The 13999-nt window shown below is 66.5% G+C and carries 7 protein-coding genes, 3 rRNA genes and 1 pseudogene; 5 read left to right on the top strand and 6 right to left on the bottom strand.

Annotation, left to right across the window (positions count from 1 at the left end):
* Nucleotides 1–46 precede the first annotated feature (46 nt).
* Nucleotides 47–1858, top strand: coding sequence for a VanW family protein (locus GA0074696_RS03950; RefSeq protein WP_172894156.1), 1812 nt, complete (start codon nucleotides 47–49; stop codon nucleotides 1856–1858).
* Nucleotides 1859–1922: 64 nt separating this feature from the next.
* On the opposite strand, the gene GA0074696_RS03945 is transcribed toward GA0074696_RS03950, so the two are convergent.
* The 6 genes from GA0074696_RS03945 to GA0074696_RS03920 form a co-directional block, all read right to left on the bottom strand.
* Entirely contained in the window at nucleotides 1923–2549 is a 627-nt protein-coding gene (locus tag GA0074696_RS03945) for an NADPH-dependent F420 reductase (protein ID WP_088959829.1), read from the bottom strand.
* 276 nt (nucleotides 2550–2825) lie between these two features.
* Nucleotides 2826–2942, bottom strand: a 5S ribosomal RNA gene (gene rrf / locus GA0074696_RS03940).
* Between the two features lie 88 nt (nucleotides 2943–3030).
* Nucleotides 3031–6141, bottom strand: a 23S ribosomal RNA gene (locus GA0074696_RS03935).
* A 377-nt stretch (nucleotides 6142–6518) separates the two neighbouring features.
* A 16S ribosomal RNA gene (locus GA0074696_RS03930) occupies nucleotides 6519–8035 on the bottom strand.
* Together the 16S, 23S and 5S rRNA genes form the textbook arrangement of a ribosomal RNA operon.
* 972 nt (nucleotides 8036–9007) lie before the next feature.
* A complete protein-coding gene (locus GA0074696_RS03925; protein ID WP_088959828.1) occupies nucleotides 9008–9259 on the bottom strand; it encodes an SCO4848 family membrane protein in 252 nt (83 codons plus the stop codon).
* A 125-nt stretch (nucleotides 9260–9384) separates the two neighbouring features.
* A complete protein-coding gene (locus tag GA0074696_RS03920; RefSeq protein ID WP_157745797.1) occupies nucleotides 9385–9849 on the bottom strand; it encodes a hypothetical protein in 465 nt (154 codons plus the stop codon).
* Between the two features lie 284 nt (nucleotides 9850–10133).
* Between GA0074696_RS03920 and GA0074696_RS03915 the strand changes: the two genes are divergently transcribed.
* The 4 genes and pseudogenes from GA0074696_RS03915 (at nucleotide 10134) to argS (ending at nucleotide 13930) form a co-directional block, all read left to right on the top strand.
* Nucleotides 10134–10571, top strand: coding sequence for a PRC-barrel domain-containing protein (locus tag GA0074696_RS03915; protein WP_088959826.1), 438 nt, complete (start codon nucleotides 10134–10136; stop codon nucleotides 10569–10571).
* Between the two features lie 50 nt (nucleotides 10572–10621).
* Entirely contained in the window at nucleotides 10622–10789 is a 168-nt protein-coding gene (locus GA0074696_RS31095) for a hypothetical protein (protein WP_170285391.1), read from the top strand.
* A 93-nt stretch (nucleotides 10790–10882) separates the two neighbouring features.
* Nucleotides 10883–11922, top strand: a pseudogene (gene trpS / locus GA0074696_RS03910) (tryptophan--tRNA ligase).
* 289 nt (nucleotides 11923–12211) lie between these two features.
* Nucleotides 12212–13930 (top strand): arginine--tRNA ligase, encoded by a 1719-nt coding sequence (gene argS / locus GA0074696_RS03905; protein ID WP_088959825.1) that lies wholly within the window; start codon nucleotides 12212–12214, stop codon nucleotides 13928–13930.
* The last annotated feature ends 69 nt before the right edge of the window (nucleotides 13931–13999 follow it).

The raw sequence follows: 13999 nt of genomic DNA, 5'->3' as shown, positions 1-13999 counted from the left end.
CGTCTTCCGGGGGCCCGCAACCCCCATGTGGTACGTCCCGATCGAGGTGGCTGTGACCCTTTACGGCGACAAACGTGTCTCCGACGACCGGCCGACGGTGCAGGTCACCGCGGTGACCTGGCCGGGCGACGAGCCGGAGCCGACCGGTAAGCCCGGCGGCTCGGGCTGGTCACGGTCGCGCCGGGGCCGGCTGCTGCTCGCCGGCGGCCTGGCCGCCGTGGTGCTGGCCGGGGTGGGCGGTGCCGGTGCCTACGCGTACGCCGGGGACGTGCCCCGCGGCACCACGGTGCTCGGCGCCGAGCTCGGCGGCCGGAGCCGGGACGAGGCGGCCCGGGAGCTGCGCGCCGAGTTGGAGCGCCGGGCAGACACCCTGAACGCCCCGCTGACCGTGCTGGTGGGGGAGCAGAAGGCGGAGATCAGGCCGGCCGACGTCGGCCTGGCCATCGACGTGGAGGCCACGGTGGCGGTGGCCGCCGAGGCCGACGCGCACCCGGTGAGCCGGCTGCTCGGCTCCCGCACGGTCGACCCGGTGGTCACGGTCGACGCCGACCGGCTGGACGCGGCGCTGCGCGGGGTCGTGGGCAAGCAGGGTCGCGAGATGACCATGCCGGCGATCATCTTCACCGGCATCACCCCGAAGCCGGTGTACCCGAAGCCGGCGCTGTCGGTGGACCGGGAACACTCCGCCCAGGTCGTCATGAAGGGCTGGCTCGCCGGCGGGCAGGTGACCGTGCCGCTGGTGGAGCAGGCCCCGGCGACCACCGCCGAGGAGGTAGACCGGCTGGTCGAGGAGCTCGCCCGGCCGGCGGTCGCCAAGCCGGTCACGCTCAGCACCGACAAGGGCACGGTGACCATCCCGCCGGCGGCGATCGCGCGCGGCCTGCGCTTCTCCGCCGACGAGGCCGGCAAGCTGACTCCCCGGGTGGACGTGAAGCGGCTGCGCGCCGCCCTCGGCGACAAGCTGGCGTCGATCGAGTCGCCGCCGAAGGACGCGACGATGACGATCTCCGGCGGCAAGCCGAAGATGTTGCCCGGCCGCGCGGGCCAGCAGCTCGACTCGGCCGCCCTCGCGCGCGACCTGCTCGCCGTCCTGCCCAAGGCGGACGGCCGGACGGTCAGCGGCGAGCTCAAGCCGGCCGAGCCGGAGCTGACCGAGGCGAAGCTCGGCGCGCTGGGCATCAAGGAGCGCGTCTCCACCTTCACCACCCGGTTCCCCGGCGGGCTCTCCTCGCCGCGCAGCCAGAACATCGTCCAGGCCGCCAAGGACGTCGACGGCACGGTGGTGAAGCCGGGCGAGACGTTCTCCCTGAACGGCCACACCGGGGAGCGCGGGTACGACCAGGGCTACAAGGACGCCCCGGTGATCGTCAACGGCAAGCTGGTGCCCGGCGTGGGTGGCGGCGTCTCGCAGTTCACCACGACGCTCTTCAACGCCAGCTACTACGCGGGCCTGGAGGACGTCGAGCACAAGCCACACTCGTTCTACTTCAGCCGCTACCCGGCGGTGATCGAGTCGACCATCTTCTGGCCGGACCTGGACTTCAAGTTCCGCAACAACACCCCGCACGGCGTCCTGATCGACACCTCTTACACGTCGAGCACGATCACCGTGTCGATGTGGAGCACGAAGATCTACGACAGCGTCAAGACCGAGTACGGCCCACGCCGCAACATCACCGCGCCGAAGACGGTCCACCTGGAGCCCGGCCCGACCTGCATCTCGGCCGTGGGCAGTGAGGGGTTCACCCAGGACGCCTTCCGGGTCATCAAGAAGGACGGCAAGGTCGTCAAGCAGGAGAAGTTCAGCTGGACCTACGACGCCGAGCCCCGTTTCATCTGCGGCCCCGAGCCGTCCTGACCCCGGGCACGACGAAGCCCCGCCGGCTGATCGCCGGCGGGGCTTCGTTCTGTCGTACGCGCGCTCAGGGCCGCGCCTCGGCCAGTCCCTGCCGTACGCCGTCGGCGTCGCGGTCCGTGCCGTAGACGGGGGTGTCGGGCTGCTGCCGCCAGCTCTCGTCGAGGGTGCCCGCGTCGACCGGGTCGAAGCCGAGCGAGTCGACCAGCTGCATCACGAGCTGCTTCGCGTCGGCGTCGTCGGCGGCGACCGGCAGGCCGATCCGGTCGCCCGCGCCGGCCGGGCGACCGTTGTCCATCAGGTGCTGGGCCTGGATGTTGTTGAACGCCTTCACCACCCGGGCGCCCTTGAGGTGCTCGGCCGTCCACCGGCTGGAGCTGAGGCTGCGGTCCAGCAGCTCGGCGATGTCGCCGTCCCGCTGCGGGTAGTAGTTGTCGGCGTCGACGACCACCTTGCCCTCGAACAGCTCCGGGGGAAGCGCGGGGACGGCCAGCAGCGGGATCGCCACGATCACCAGCTCGGCGTCCTGTACGGCCTGCTCCAGCGTGCCCGCGGTGGCGCCGGTCTCCTGCGCCAGGTCGGTGAGGGTCTGCGGCCCCCGCGAGTTGGCGACTGTCACGTCGTGGTCGAGGGCGCGCAGCCGCCGGGTGAGCGTCCCACCGATGTGCCCCGAGCCGATGATTCCGATCTTCATGACCACTCCTGCCTCCGCCGGTCCCGACGGTCAGTTCCGGTCGTACGGTGAAACAGGTACCCCGACCGGTCCGCACCGATTGCGGACGAGGCGTACTCCACGTCACGTTTCCCGCCATCACGGCGGGGGACCACGCGGCGGCGCGGGTCCCGCACCGACGGTACCGAGAAGACGAGGGTCGCCCGGGCGATTCGCCGAACGAGGGCAGGTTGATTTCCGGGGGTGGATATACCAATCAGGGCCACCCCGATAAGGGGTGGCCCTGATTGAATGGTTGTCCGGCGGTGTCCTACTCTCCCACACCCTCCCGAGTGCAGTACCATCGGCGCTGGAGGGCTTAGCTTCCGGGTTCGGAATGTTACCGGGCGTTTCCCCTCCGCCATGACCGCCGTAACTCTATCGACATGTCAAACAACTCGACCAGCTTCTGCTGGGTGTTGTTCGTTTGTCGGGAGTTGCACAGTGGACGCGTAGCAGCTTTGTAGTCAAGTCCTCGGCCTATTAGTACCGGTCAACTGAACCCGTTACCGGGCTTACATTTCCGGCCTATCAACCCAGTCGTCTAGCTGGGGGCCTTACCCCACCAAAGGTGGGTGGGATACCTCATCTTGAAGCGAGCTTCCCGCTTAGATGCTTTCAGCGGTTATCCCTTCCGAACGTAGCTAACCAGCCGTGCCCCTGGCGGGACAACTGGCACACCAGAGGTTCGTCCGTCCCGGTCCTCTCGTACTAGGGACAGCCCTTCTCAAGTATCCTACGCGCACGGCGGATAGGGACCGAACTGTCTCACGACGTTCTAAACCCAGCTCGCGTACCGCTTTAATGGGCGAACAGCCCAACCCTTGGGACCTGCTACAGCCCCAGGATGCGACGAGCCGACATCGAGGTGCCAAACCATCCCGTCGATATGGACTCTTGGGGAAGATCAGCCTGTTATCCCCGGGGTACCTTTTATCCGTTGAGCGACACCGCTTCCACTCGCAAGTGCCGGATCACTAGTCCCGACTTTCGTCCCTGCTCGACCTGTCAGTCTCACAGTCAAGCTCCCTTGTGTACTTGCACTCAACACCTGATTGCCAACCAGGCTGAGGGAACCTTTGGGCGCCTCCGTTACCCTTTAGGAGGCAACCGCCCCAGTTAAACTACCCACCAGACACTGTCCCTGAACCGGATAACGGTCCGAAGTTAGATACCCAAATCAACCAGAGTGGTATTTCAAGATTGCCTCCACCCATACTGGCGTATGGACTTCACCGGCTCCCACCTATCCTACACAAGCTAATTCGGATACCAATGTCAAGCTATAGTAAAGGTCCCGGGGTCTTTCCGTCCTGCCGCGCGTAACGAGCATCTTTACTCGTAATGCAATTTCGCCGGGCCTGTGGTTGAGACAGTGGGGAAGTCGTTACGCCATTCGTGCAGGTCGGAACTTACCCGACAAGGAATTTCGCTACCTTAGGATGGTTATAGTTACCACCGCCGTTTACTGGCGCTTAAGTTCTCCGCTTCGCCCCGAAGAGCTAACAGGTCCCCTTAACGTTCCAGCACCGGGCAGGCGTCAGTCCATATACATCGAATTACTTCTTCGCATGGACCTGTGTTTTTAGTAAACAGTCGCTTCCCCCTGCTCTCTGCGGCCATACAACGCTCCACCCGCGTGGGGCTTCACGTCTCCGGCCCCCCTTCTCCCTAAGTTACGGGGGCAATTTGCCGAGTTCCTTAACCACAGTTCGCCCGATCGCCTCGGTATTCTCTACCTGACCACCTGTGTCGGTTTGGGGTACGGGCCGCTAAGAACTCGCTAGAGGCTTTTCTCGGCAGCATAGGATCACTGACTTCACCTGAATCGGCTCGGCATCACGTCTCAGCCTTCATGCACCACGGATTTGCCTATGGTGCGGCCTACACGCTTACCCCGGCACAACCACCGGCCGGGCTCAGCTACCTTCCTGCGTCACCCCATCGCTTGACTACTACCCACCAGGTTCCCACGCTCCCTCGGATCAGTCCGAAGACCTCACCAAGTTCGGGTGGTTAGCACAGCGAGGTTCGTCAGGGTCGCTCTTTCGCGGGTACGGGAATATCAACCCGTTGTCCATCGACTACGCCTCTCGGCCTCGCCTTAGGTCCCGACTCACCCAGGGCGGATTAGCCTGGCCCTGGAACCCTTGGTCATCCGGCGGAAGGGTTTCTCACCCTTCTTTCGCTACTCATGCCTGCATTCTCACTCGTGCCGCGTCCACAACTGGGTCACCCCGCTGCTTCACCCGCGGCACGACGCTCCCCTACCCATCCACACACCTGCACAAGGAATCAAGTCCAAGCGAGGTTGAAATGTGAATGCCACAGCTTCGGCGGTGTGCTTGAGCCCCGCTACATTGTCGGCGCGGAACCACTTGACCAGTGAGCTATTACGCACTCTTTAAAGGGTGGCTGCTTCTAAGCCAACCTCCTGGTTGTCTATGCGACCCCACATCCTTTTCCACTTAGCACACGCTTAGGGGCCTTAGCTGGTGATCTGGGCTGTTTCCCTCTCGACTACGAAGCTTATCCCCCGCAGTCTCACTGCCGCGCTCTCACTTACCGGCATTCGGAGTTTGGCTGATTTCGGTAAGCTTGTGGGCCCCCTAGACCATCCAGTGCTCTACCTCCGGCAAGAAACACGCGACGCTGCACCTAAATGCATTTCGGGGAGAACCAGCTATCACGGAGTTTGATTGGCCTTTCACCCCTAACCACAGGTCATCCCCCAACTTTTCAACGTTGGTGGGTTCGGCCCTCCACGCGGTCTTACCCGCGCTTCAGCCTGCCCATGGCTAGATCACTCCGCTTCGGGTCTAGAGCATGCGACTGAATCGCCCTATTCAGACTCGCTTTCGCTACGGCTCCCCCACACGGGTTAACCTCGCCACATGCCACTAACTCGCAGGCTCATTCTTCAAAAGGCACGCCGTCACCCCGTAAGGCTCCGACGGATTGTAGGCGAACGGTTTCAGGTACTATTTCACTCCCCTCCCGGGGTACTTTTCACCATTCCCTCACGGTACTTGTCCGCTATCGGTCACCAGGAAGTATTTAGGCTTACCAGGTGGTCCTGGCAGATTCACGGCAGATTTCAGGGGTCCGCCGCTACTCGGGAACACCCACAGAAGGTCAGCAACTTTCACCTACCGGACTTTCACCGTCTACGGTCAGCCATTCCAGACTGTTCGACTAGCCACTGACTTTGTAACTCCTCGAACAAGTGTCAGCTTGTTCAGCAGGGTCCCACAACCCCGACCACGCAACCCCTGACAGGTATCACACGCAGCCGGTTTAGCCTCAATCCGCTTTCGCTCGCCACTACTCACGGAATCACTAATTTGTTTTCTCTTCCTACGGGTACTGAGATGTTTCACTTCCCCGCGTTCCCTCCATACACCCTATGTGTTCAGGTGCAGGTGACACCACATGACTGGTGCCGGGTTTCCCCATTCGGACACCCTGGGATCACAGCTTGGTTGACAGCTCCCCCAGGCCTATCGCGGCCTCCCACGTCCTTCATCGGCTCCTGGTGCCAAGGCATTCACCGTTCGCCCTTGACAACTTGACCACAAAGATGCTCGCGTCCACTGTGCAATTCTCAACAAACGACCAACCCACAACCAGATCCGCCCCACACCAAACCCGACGATCCGCCGGCGGTATGCGAGGCCAGGTCATGCCTGGCAACCATCCCCACCACTCACGGCGGGGGTCATGGTTCTGAAAGACAACCATCGGTTGTTCTTTCAGGACCCAACAGGGTGCTCTGCGTTCCTCCCCAGCCGCACCAGGACACCGTTCCCACCACCCCGAGGGGCAGCTGTACTAGATGATCCCGGCCGTTGCCGAGCACGAACTCGCCAGTGTCTCCGCCATTGAGCACCCCGCCACCACATTCGGATGGCGCGGGCTCCTCACACCCTTTCGGGTGAAGGTGCTCCTTAGAAAGGAGGTGATCCAGCCGCACCTTCCGGTACGGCTACCTTGTTACGACTTCGTCCCAATCGCCAGCCCCACCTTCGACGGCTCCCTCCCACAAGGGGTTGGGCCACCGGCTTCGGGTGTTGCCGACTTTCGTGACGTGACGGGCGGTGTGTACAAGGCCCGGGAACGTATTCACCGCAGCGTTGCTGATCTGCGATTACTAGCGACTCCGACTTCACGGGGTCGAGTTGCAGACCCCGATCCGAACTGAGACCGGCTTTTTGGGATTCGCTCCACCTCACGGTATCGCAGCCCATTGTACCGGCCATTGTAGCATGCGTGAAGCCCTGGACATAAGGGGCATGATGACTTGACGTCATCCCCACCTTCCTCCGAGTTGACCCCGGCAGTCTTCGATGAGTCCCCGCCATAACGCGCTGGCAACATCGAACGAGGGTTGCGCTCGTTGCGGGACTTAACCCAACATCTCACGACACGAGCTGACGACAGCCATGCACCACCTGTGACCGCCCCCGAAGGACCTCACATCTCTGTGAGTTTTGCGGCCATGTCAAACCCAGGTAAGGTTCTTCGCGTTGCATCGAATTAATCCGCATGCTCCGCCGCTTGTGCGGGCCCCCGTCAATTCCTTTGAGTTTTAGCCTTGCGGCCGTACTCCCCAGGCGGGGCGCTTAATGCGTTAGCTGCGGCACAGGGAACCGGAGAGGCCCCCCACACCTAGCGCCCAACGTTTACAGCGTGGACTACCAGGGTATCTAATCCTGTTCGCTCCCCACGCTTTCGCTCCTCAGCGTCAGTATCGGCCCAGAGACCCGCCTTCGCCACCGGTGTTCCTCCTGATATCTGCGCATTTCACCGCTACACCAGGAATTCCAGTCTCCCCTACCGAACTCTAGCCTGCCCGTATCGACCGCAGGCTTGGGGTTGAGCCCCAAGTTTTCACGGTCGACGCGACAAGCCGCCTACGAGCTCTTTACGCCCAATAAATCCGGACAACGCTCGCGCCCTACGTCTTACCGCGGCTGCTGGCACGTAGTTGGCCGGCGCTTCTTCTGCAGGTACCGTCACTTACGCTTCGTCCCTGCTGAAAGAGGTTTACAACCCGAAGGCCGTCATCCCTCACGCGGCGTCGCTGCATCAGGCTTCCGCCCATTGTGCAATATTCCCCACTGCTGCCTCCCGTAGGAGTCTGGGCCGTGTCTCAGTCCCAGTGTGGCCGGTCGCCCTCTCAGGCCGGCTACCCGTCGTCGCCTTGGTAGGCCATCACCCCACCAACAAGCTGATAGGCCGCGAGCCCATCCCAGGCCGAAAAACTTTCCACCACCAACCATGCGGTCAGCAGTCGTATTCGGTATTAGCCCCGGTTTCCCGGGGTTATCCCAAAGCCTAGGGCAGGTTGCTCACGTGTTACTCACCCGTTCGCCGCTCGAGTACCCCGAAGGGCCTTTCCGCTCGACTTGCATGTGTTAAGCACGCCGCCAGCGTTCGTCCTGAGCCAGGATCAAACTCTCCAACAAAAACTTGTCGAAAAACTGTCCTGACAACAAAAGTGTTGCCAAAGGAATCCCAACCAACAGCACTCCCGAAGAAGAACTGCCAGTCCGGGGTATAAATCATAATTGGCACTGGCTTTTCAAGCACCCTGTTGAGTTCTCAAAGAACAACCACACACCGCCCGGAAACCCCCCGAAGAGGACCCCCGACCCGGGGCATTTTAGCTCTGTCGCGACCGCCGCTCTCGCGCCGGGCACTTTTACTACGTTACCTCACCGTCTTCCCCGTGTCAACCGGTGTGTCCCGGTCTGCCACGCTTCGTACGGGTTGGCGCCCGCGACCGCACGCAGCGGTCACCCGCAGCGCTTGATCATCGGATTTGGCAGGCCGGCCGCTGCGGTCTCCCGCAGGCTCGCCCGGTTCCCTACCGGCGATGAACCATACCCGGTCGGCTCCGCCTCACCAAATCCGCCTCGCAGCGTCTTCGGGGCACCGCCCGGTCCCAGGCTCCGAGGAGTACAACCCTCGGCGCTGGGAGCTCATTCCCGCGCTCCGGCCTACCAGGACTTTCGCCCCTGTTTCGTCCGTTCCGCGCTGGCAGAGAGAAAGTTACGCGTCTGCGGGTTTGATCGTCAAATCCGGGGATAGCGTCCCCCGTCACATCATCTTCAACGAACTATCCCCGCAGGTCAGGCGCTCCGCGCCGACCCGCCGAGGGTTCGAAGGTCCCGCTGACGGGGGTAGCAACGCACTAGGTGGCCGGGAGATTCCGGGGCAACTCGTCGGCATGACAGTTCTGGTGACCGGAGCGACGGGCCGGGGTCGGACGGCACGTCGCCCGGGTCCTGCAAGAGGGTGGTCACGCCGACATCCGCGACCGCGACCGTGCTTCCGGCGGGGCAGGACCGTTCGTCGACGTACGGGACGTGGCCGCCGTGGCCGCCGTGGCGGCCGTGGCCGGCGTGGCCGCCGTGGCGCTGGCCGAGGACGGCGGGTCAGGCCGCTCGCCGGCGGGCGGCGAGCCAGCCACGCACGCCGAGCACGCCGACGGTGGTGCCGATCGCCAGCGACGTCGCGATCAGCAGGGCGTGCACCCAGAGGAAGCCGGTCGGTGTGCCGTCGCCGACCGTGCCGGTCGACCAGGCGCGCGGGTCGTTCCAGATGGCGACCGCGAACCGGGGCCAGATCACCCAGCTCCACACCCCGACCGCCACGAGGAAGACGGACCAGCCGCGGGAGAGCACCATGGCTGGTCAGTATGCCAGCGGACGACGCCCGGCCGACCGGTACCCGCAGCTCAGTGGGTGTGGTGGGGTGGCCGCTCGGTCCCCGGAGGCCGCGATGAGCACGGACCCCGGGGACCGGGTGCGGGTTAGAAGCAGGTGCCGATGCCGCCGATCGCCGGGTTCGCCCGGTCGTGGTAGTGCACGGTGCCGTCCGGGTCGGCCATCAGCGCGCCCCAGATGATGCAACCACCGCGGACGTACGCCCGGGTGGGGCCGGCCGCGTACAGCCGGTTGCCGTCGTCGGTCTGGGTGGGCAGGTACTGGGCGGCGAGGTAGACCTGGGTACGGGTCAGCATGCCGACGTACGCCGCCTTCACCGTCACCGTGCAGCCGTACCCGGTCACCGGGTTGTAGAGCAGGTGCACGGTGCCGAGCCGGGTCCCGGTCGTCTGGTTGCGGATGGGGTCCTGGTCGATCTCGGTGTAGCCGAGACCGCAGAGCGACTGCGCGGTGTACGGGTTGACCGCCGCCTGCGCCGACGCCCCGCCGGCGCCGACGAGACCCACCGCCAGGGCCGTCACGATTCCGATACGCCGAATGGTGCGAAACATCTGCGTCCCCTTTCTCGGTGCTGCCGGATGCCGGACCAGAATCGTCGGCGGCACCCGTCGGACGAATGTGCCAAGTGGACACTGCCCCGCCCCGCCGGGTGTGCGTGGAAACGATCACAGCCCCGCTGAGCAGCGGTCGGGCAGCGGAAGAAATAGACGCTCACCGAATATGACGTACTTCGCACCGCATGCATTCGCGTGAACGAAGAATTGCCGTACCGTTTCCCGCGCGCGCGGGCGGGGCACTTCGGAGGTGGACGACGACGAATCGGAGGTGTCCGCAGATGCAGCCGTTCAACCCATGGACCTGGCGCGATCCGGCGGCGCTCGCCGGTGGGTACGACCGGGCGGACCCCGGCGAGGAGCCCCGGCGGCGTACCGAGCACGACGGGCCCGACGCTCCCGGCCCGGGGACGCCGGTGGACCTGGTGGGCTACCGGGTGGAGGCCACCGACGGCCGGATCGGCGCGATCGACGAGGCCAGCGACGACGCCGACGCCCGCTACCTGGTGGTGGACACCGGGCCGTGGATCTTCGGCCGCAAGGTGCTGCTGCCGGTGGGCACGATCGCCCGGGTCGACCACTTGGAGCGGGTGGTGCACGTCGACCGCACCCGGGAGCAGGTCAAGGAGTCGCCGGCCTTCGACCCGGACGCGTTCGGCGAGCCGGACTACCGCCGCCGGGTGGGCAGTTACTACGAGGAGAGCTACCGCAAGAGTTGATCCGATCGGCCGGGCCCCACGATCCGCGTCGGTGCGGTTACCGTGGACACATGGTCCGGCCGGTCATCCTCGCGCCGGAGGCCGTCGACGGCCTCCCGCGTGACCTCCTGCCGTCCTTTCCGAGCGGCCCCGGCGACGGCCGGGAGCGGATCCTCGACGTCCTTCGTGCCGGTGGGTTGCGGTTCCGCGCCGGCGCGCGATGGCGGTTCGTGCTCTGACGAGCCGACCCCACCGACCCTCAGGCGACCACGCCCCGGGTCGATCGCGCGCGTGCGCGTCCCGTCAATCCTCGGCACGAAAGGCCCATCACCATGTCCGTTGCACGGATGCTCACCGGGGACCGCCCCACCGGGCGGCTGCACCTCGGTCACTACGTCGGCAGCATCGCCAACCGGGTGGCACTGCACCAGCGGTACGAGAGCTACTTCATCATCGCCGACCTGCACATGCTGACCACCCGCCACCGCCGCGAGGACATCGCCCAGGTGTCCCGCAACGCCCGGGAGATGGTCACCGACGTCCTGGCGTGCGGGGTCGACCCGGCCCGGGCGACGTTCTACCTCCAGTCCGCCATCCCCGAGGTCGGCGACCTGAACACGCTGTTCCAGAACCTGGTCACCGTGCCGCGCCTGGAACGGGTGCCGTCGGTGCGGGAGATGGACTTCCCGACCGGGTCCCGCTGCTCGGCTATCCCGTCCTCCAGGCGGCGGACATCCTCTGCGTCAAGGCGCAGGTGGTGCCGGTCGGCAAGGACAACGCGGCGCACGTCGAGGTGACCCGCGAGATCGCCCGCCGCTTCAACCACCTGTACGGCGAGGTCTTCCCGGTGCCGGAGATGATCGCCTCCGACACGCCCACCCTGGTCGGCACCGACGGCCAGGGAAAGATGAGCAAGAGCAGGGGAAACGCCATCGCGATCGCCGACGACGCGGCGACCGTGCGCCGCAAGGTGCTGGCCATGTACACCGACCCGAACCGGGTCCGCGCCGACGTGCCGGGCACCGTCGAGGGCAACCCGGTCTTCGCGTACCACGACGTGTTCAACCCCGACCGCGCGGCGGTGGCGGAGCTCAAGGCGCGTTACCGGGCCGGCCGGGTCGGCGACGTCGAGGTCAAGGAGACCCTGGTGGCGGCGTTGAACCGGTTCCTCGATCCGATCCGGGAGCGTCGCGCCCGGATCGAGGCCGACGCCGGCCTGGTCGACCAGCTGATCGTGGACGGCACCGAGCGGACCCGTGAGCAGGTCCGCCGGACCGTGGTCGAGGTCCGCCGGGCGATGGGGCTGACCGGGGCGTACCAGCAGGTGCGGCGCCGGGCCGAGCGCGCCCGCAAGGCCGCCGCCACTGCCTGACGGCGACGGTACGGCCACCGGGCCGGCCGGGGAACGCGGTGTACGCGTCGCCGGCCGGCCCGCTAGGCTCTCCCACATGACCAGCGCGCCTGCCCACACCACCGGACCGTCCTGCGACGTCCAGGTCGGTGCGGAGCGACGCCGGCGATCCGTCGCCCGCCCGCGCTGACCTTTTCCCTGCGACCGGCGGATCGAGCCGCCGGTCATCGCCGATCGTCCTCGGTCCGCCCGCATCCTCCCGTGTCCAGATCCGCGTGACCGCGCGGATCCGAGCGAGATCGGCGTACCCATGGATCTTGAAAGGCTGCTCACCGACCGGCTGGCGCCGGCGTTCGCGACCGTGGCCGGCGGCCCGGTCGACCCCCTGGTGCGGCGCTCCCCGCGCGCGGACTTCCAGTCCGACGCGGCGCTGGCGCTGGCCCGGCGGCTCGGACGCCCGCCGCGCGACATCGCCGCGGCGGTGCTGGACCACGCGGAGCTGGACGACGTCTGCGCGGCCGCGGAGGTCTCCGGGCCGGGCTTCCTCAACCTGACGGTGGCCGACCGGACGCTGGCCGCGCTGGTCTCCGGGCTGGCCGGCGACGACCGGCTCGGCGTGCCGGTGGCGCCCGCGCCGGAGACCGTGGTGGTCGACTACTCGGCGCCGAACGTGGCCAAGGAGATGCACGTGGGGCACCTGCGCTCCACGGTCATCGGCGACGCCGCGGTCCGGCTGCTCGACTGGCTCGGGCACCGGGTGGTGCGGGTCAACCACCTGGGGGACTGGGGCACCCCGTTCGGGATGCTGATCGAGCATCTGGTCGACCTCGGGGAGGCCGAGGCGACGCAGGAGCTGTCGATGGGCGACCTCGACTCGTTCTACAAGGCGGCCCGGGTGAAGTTCGACGCCGACGAGGCGTTCCGGGAGCGGTCGCGGCAGCGGGTGGTCGCGTTGCAGGGCGGCGACGAGCGGACGCTGCGGCTGTGGCGGCTGCTGGTGGAGCAGTCCGAGCGGTACTTCCTGACCGTGTACAAGCTGCTCGACGTGACGCTGACCCGGGACGACTTCCGGGGCGAGAGCGCCTACAACGACCGGCTGGGCGGGGTCGTCGACGAACTGGACCGGCTCGGGCTGCTGCGCGCCAGCGACGGCGCGGACTGCGTCTTCCCGCCCGGGTTCACCGGCCGGGACGGCGAGCCGTTGCCGCTGATCGTGCGCAAGGGCGACGGCGGTTACGGCTACCCGGCCACCGACCTGGCGGCGCTGCGGCACCGGACCGACGACCTCGGCGCGACCCGGCTGCTGTACGTCGTCGGCCTGCCGCAGCGGCAGCACTTCGCGATGGTATTCGCCGTCGCCGAGGCCGCCTGGTGGCTGCGCCCGCCGACCCGGGCCGTGCACCTCGGCTTCGGCTCGATCCTCGGCTCCGACGGGCGGATGCTGCGCAGCCGGGCCGGCGGCTCGGTGAAGCTCGTCGGGTTGCTGGAGGAGGCGGTCGCCCGGGCCACCGAGCTGGCCCGGGCCAAGAACCCCGAGCTGGACGCCGAGGCCGCCGCCGAGATCGGCCGGGCCGTCGGCATCGGCGCGATCAAGTACGCCGACCTGGCCACCGACCGGGGCCGGGACTACGTGCTGGACTGGGAGCGGATGCTCTCCCTGGACGGCAACACCGCGCCCTACCTCCAGTACGCGTACTCGCGGATCCGGTCGGTGTTCCGGCGGGCCGGGACGGACCCGCGGCCGGACGTGCAGATCCTGCTCACCGAACCGGCGGAGCGGGCGCTGGCGTTCGAGCTGCTCGGCTTCGCCGGGGTGGTCGCCGAGGTGGAGCGGACCCTGGAGTTCCACCACCTGGCCGGCTACCTGCACCGGCTGGCCAGCACGTTCAGCGCCTTCTACGAGCGCTGCCCGGTGCTGCGCGCCTCCGGCGAGCTGCGGGAGAGCCGGCTGGTGCTCGCCGACCTCACCGCCCGGACGCTGCGGCAGGGGCTGCACCTGCTCGGCATCCGGACCGTCGAACGGATGTGACCGGGTGACGCGCGGCTAGACTCGGAGCGGCGTCGATCGGGGGAGCGTGCGCGGGTGGGTTCGTCCCAG

This window comes from Micromonospora purpureochromogenes (assembly GCF_900091515.1).
GTDB classification, from domain to species: Bacteria; Actinomycetota; Actinomycetes; order Mycobacteriales; family Micromonosporaceae; genus Micromonospora; species Micromonospora purpureochromogenes.
This window is presented reverse-complemented; position numbering and strand designations above follow the sequence as displayed.